Consider the following 4,309-nt stretch of genomic DNA (forward strand, 5'->3'; position numbering starts at 1 on the left):
GGTCACGGTGGCCGCACGCACGGCCGGGGAAGCGGAAGGGCTGTGGCGGAGGGGCGGGAGCGTTGCCCCCTCCGCGGGGTCAGGAGGCTGCCGGGACCTTCTTCCTGAGCGCGATCCGTATCTGCTGACCGTTCTCGCCGGTGATCATCATCACGGAGGGAGTGGAGTGGGTGGGCGGCATCGCGCGGAGCTTCATCTGGTCGGCGACCCGCTCCTCGTAGTACTCCCGGCTCGCGGGCACCGCGTTGGCCCGCAGGGAGGGCATCGGGCGCCGGCCGACGGGCCAGTCGATGACGTCGTTGCCCGGCAGGTACTCGCCGTCCTCGGGGAGCAGTGTGCGGGGCCGGTTGATCGTGTAGACGTTCTCCAGGTGCTCGAAGGCGTGGCCCACACCGGGCGGGATGAGCAGGTAGCGCTCCGGGTCCGGGAAGAAGGTGAACGAGACGTCGGCTCCGTAGGTGGGCGAGTCGACGCGGGTGTCGATCAGGTGAAGGGTGACCTCCTGGTCACGGGGGCCGACGAAGGTCAGCCGGTCCTCCTGGCCGAGGTGGATGCCGTACGCGTCGTGCGTGTAGCGGTCCTCGCCGTGGTCGATGAAGTACAGCGGGTGGCGGTCCAGGAGGGCGGAGAAGCCGGACTCGGCGCCGCTGCGGATCACCGGGTGCCGCACCCAGCCGACACCGAACACGCCGTCGAAGGACTCCCAGTTCTTCCTGCCGTCCTTCGGGAGGGGCCGACGCAGCTCGACCCGGCGGACGGTGCCGTCGGCGAGGCGGACGTCGCGGGTGACCGGGTACTCGTAGGCGACCTTCGGGATCATCGCCCGCTGCTGCGCCGCCACCATGTCGTACCAGAGTTCGTCGGCGGGGTGGGTGTTGGGCTTGTACAGCGGGAGGTCCTCGTCGGACACGTTGAGCGGCAGGTTGATGATGTCGGCGTCGGGCTGCCAGTCGAGGGAGCCGTGCACCCACTCCTTCGGGTCCGGCAGGAACAGCTCGTAGGAGTTGATCGAGTTCACGAACTCCAGGCCGTCGAAGGTGTGTGCCACGCCGGGCGGGATGTACAGCGCCCGGGCCGAGGCCGGGGACCACGTGTGCGTCTCCCGGACGCCTGCGGTGGGGGAACCCTCGCGGCAGTCGATGAAATAGCCGGTGATGCTGCGGGTGCTGGGGCCCATGAAGGTCAGCCAGTCGGCCTGGCCGAGGTGAATTCCGTAGTGCCCGTAACTGAATTCCTTTTCGCCGTGGAAAACCAGGGTCGCGGGCCGCAGGGTGGGAAAGGGGACGACGTAGGAATCGTTCCCGTTCTCGATCCGCCAGTTCTCGCGCCAGCCCAGTCCCTCGATGGCGAACGACTCGTTCACAACAGTCCTTCCTTTCCTGAATGTGCGGCCTGGGAGGCGGGGGCGGGCAACCGTGTGCCCGCCCCCTGCCGGTCCTTCGCTCAGCCGAGGACCTCGACCTCGTAGCCGGCGGCCTCGGCGGCGGCGCGCAGCTCGTCGATGGACGTGGTCGGCAGCTCCTCGAAGATCTCCGCGACGGCCGCCTGCTTGATGCCGGCCAGCGAGGCGGAGAGTCGGGAGGCCTGGTCGGCACCCTCGAACTTGTTGAAGGCGAGGGTGGTCAGCAGGTTCTGCAGCGCCTCGTCACCGGAGGCGGAGGCCTCGCGGAGCTTCGCCAGCGTCGCGTCGTCGACCTTGCTGAAGTCGGCGTCGAACTCGGTGCCGTTCGCGTAGAGAGCGGCGAGCATCTGCTGGGCGGAGGTGGTGGCGTTCATGGTGGGCTCCTTATTCGCGGCGATGAATTTCACGGGTTCCGTTTTCTTTTTCTTTCCGGCCCCCGTGCTGATGTATTAATTTCAGCAGCCCCGGGGTGCCCGGTCAATTAATTCTCGATCGGCTTCGGGAATCGCGGGGTTCGGACATTCCGATGGGTCGTGGTTCAGGGTCGGGGCGGCGGTCGGCCGGAAATTCAGGCGGCTATTCGATCGGCTTCTCCGGTCAGGAATTCACTGACTTTGTCCACGAAGACTCGCATTTCTCTGGTCAGCCGTGTTCCGCGGCGCCACAGGAGCTGGGTGCTGACCTCGAAGGGAGGCCGCCAGGCGAGCGGGGCGAGGACACCGGTGTCGATGTCGTCCGCCACGGCCACGGCGGGCAGCAGGGCGATCCCGAGCCCGGCTGCCGCCCAGCGCTTCGCGGACTCCACGGTCCCGGACTCCAGCAGCGGCACGGGCTCTCGCCCGCCCCACAGCTCCCGTTCCAGCAGCCTGCGGCAGCGCGGCCCCGCCTCGGGCACCAGGAGGGGCGTCTCCCGCAGCTGGTCCGCGGTCACCAGTCGGCGCGCGGCCAGCAGATGGTCCGGGCAGACGACGGCGACCAGGGGCTCGGTGCGCAGCACGACGCCCTCCATGCTGGCGTGGCGGGTCTCCACGTCCATCACCAGCCCGAGGTCGAGGGCGCCCCGGCCGAGTGCCTGGACGGTCTCCTCGCCGGAACCCGGCCGCAGCACCACTTGCAGTCCCGGGTGGCGGTGATGGAAGAACTCCAGCATCGGTGGCATGCGGTAGGTCGCGATGCTCTCCATGGTTCCGACTAGGACCCGGCCGGCCGGCTCACTGCCGCCCCTGGTCGCACTGCGGGCCTCGTCGGCCAGGGAGAGCAACTGCTCGGCGTACGGCAGGAACCGTTCCCCGGCCTGGGTGAGCCGGACGCTGCGGCCCGAGAGCCGCTCGAACAACTCGATGCCGAGTGCGTTCTCCAGGCCCCTGATCTGGCCGGTGACGCTGGACTGGGCGTAGTTGAGCTCCGCTGCCGCCCGGCTGAAGCTGAGCAGGGTCGCAGCTTTCTGAAAGGTCGTGAGCTGGCGGATGTCCACGTGGTCCTCCTGGGTCGAAGTCGCGCCGCCTGCCGGTCAGTCGCTGTACGTGTCCCCGTCGCCCCCCTCGCCGGGGCCGGCCTCGGCCAGTTCGCGGGCGACGGCGGCGATGTCCGCCAGTAGTTCGTCGATCTCCGCCTCGGTCGTCGCCGGGTTGAGGAAGACGAGCTTGAGGTGGACCCGGGGTTCGCCGTCCGGGCCGGCCACCTTGGTGCGGGCCACGAGCGCGCGTCCCCGCGCCATGAGCGTGCGCCGGACCGCGGCGTTCCAGGCGCTCTCGTCGGCCACGCCCCGCGCGGGCGGCCGGCAGCGGAAGATCACCGTGCTGAGCAGCGGCTCGGCCAGCAGGTCCAGGTCTGTGCCGGCCGTGATGCGGGCCGCCGCGTACCGGGCCAGGCCGTGGCACCGGTCCACCCAGGCGCCCATGCCCTCCCGGCCCAGCGTCAGCAGGGACGCGGCCATCTTGAAGGCGTCCGAGCGACGCGTGGTCTGCATCGAGGTGCCCAGCAGCGCGGTGAAACCGGCCGCCTCGTCGTCCGCCGGGTTGAGGTACACGGCCTGCTGGTCCAGGCACCGCAGGTGCTGCTCGTCGCGGACCAGGAGAACGCTCGACGAGGCCGGCGTCCAGCCGAACTTGTGCAGGTCGAAGGCGACGGAGTCGGCGCGGTCCAGCCCGGTGAGGAGCGGGGAGAGCGAGGGGGAGAACAGCGCCCCGATGCCGTACGCCGCGTCGACGTGCAGCCACACGTCCCGCTCGGCGGCCAGGTCGGCCAGCTCGGGCAACGGGTCGTAGGAACCGCGGTCCGTCGTGCCCGCCGTCGCGACCAGGGCCAGCGGGAGCTCGTCGGGGCCGAACCGGTCGAGGATGCGGCGCACTTCGGCCACCCGCATCCGGCCGAGATCGTCCACCGGCACGGGCACCACGGCGTCCTGGCCGAGCCCGAGGAAGCCGGCCGCGCGGGCCACAGAGAAGTGGGCGGCCGCCGAGCACAGGATCCTCGGCCCGACCCGCAGACCGGTCAGGCCCGAGCGGGACACCTCGCCGCTCTCCCGCAGCGCGTGCTCCCTGGCGACCAGCAGGCCCATCAGGTTGGAGATGCTGCCGCCCGGTGTGAGGGTGCCCGACGCCCCGGCGCCGAAGCCGGCCCACGACGCCATCTCCGCGATCAGCCGCCGCTCCAGCTGCAGGGCGAAGGGACCGCTCTCCCAGGAGTGCAGGGACTGGTTGAGGGCGGCGGCGAGCAGCTCGGCGGCGACGGAGGCGGCCGTGGGCGCGCACTGCATGCGGGACACGGCGGCCGGGTGCGCGAGGTCGGCCGCCCCGGCGGCGTACGCCTCGAACAGCTCGGTCACCCGCCCGGAGCTCGGGTTCTCGGTGAGGAACGCGCCCCCGTCGAGGAACCGGCCCATCGCGGCGGCGGCCGCCCCGGGGC

The 4,309-nt window shown here is 70.8% G+C and carries 4 protein-coding genes; all 4 read right to left on the minus strand.

Translation table 11 applies throughout. The annotated features are described in order from the left end of the window. Positions 1-79 precede the first annotated feature (79 nt). Positions 80-1,363 (minus strand): hypothetical protein, encoded by a 1,284-nt coding sequence (locus ACFU53_RS46905; RefSeq protein WP_384006449.1) that lies wholly within the window; start codon positions 1,361-1,363, stop codon positions 80-82. 80 nt (positions 1,364-1,443) lie between these two features. Continuing rightward, complete coding sequence (locus ACFU53_RS46910) at positions 1,444-1,776, minus strand: hypothetical protein (protein ID WP_384006451.1); 333 nt, start codon at positions 1,774-1,776, stop codon at positions 1,444-1,446. A gap of 194 nt (positions 1,777-1,970) precedes the next feature. Continuing rightward, positions 1,971-2,876 carry a LysR family transcriptional regulator gene (locus tag ACFU53_RS46915; protein WP_384006453.1) on the minus strand — a complete coding sequence of 302 codons (906 nt, stop codon included), beginning with the start codon at positions 2,874-2,876 and terminating at the stop codon, positions 1,971-1,973. 36 nt (positions 2,877-2,912) lie between these two features. Next, the coding region (locus ACFU53_RS46920) for a pyridoxal phosphate-dependent decarboxylase family protein (protein ID WP_384006456.1) at positions 2,913-4,309 on the minus strand (1,397 nt) is incomplete at its 5' end.

The organism is Streptomyces sp. NPDC057474 (genome assembly GCF_042802555.1).
Lineage (GTDB): Bacteria > Actinomycetota > Actinomycetes > Streptomycetales > Streptomycetaceae > Streptomyces.

Excerpts from the sequence above, each read along its gene's own strand:
- ACFU53_RS46910 (WP_384006451.1), bottom strand. The coding sequence starts at position 1,776 with ATGAACGCCACCACCTCCGCCCAGCAGATGCTCGCCGCTCTCTACGCG.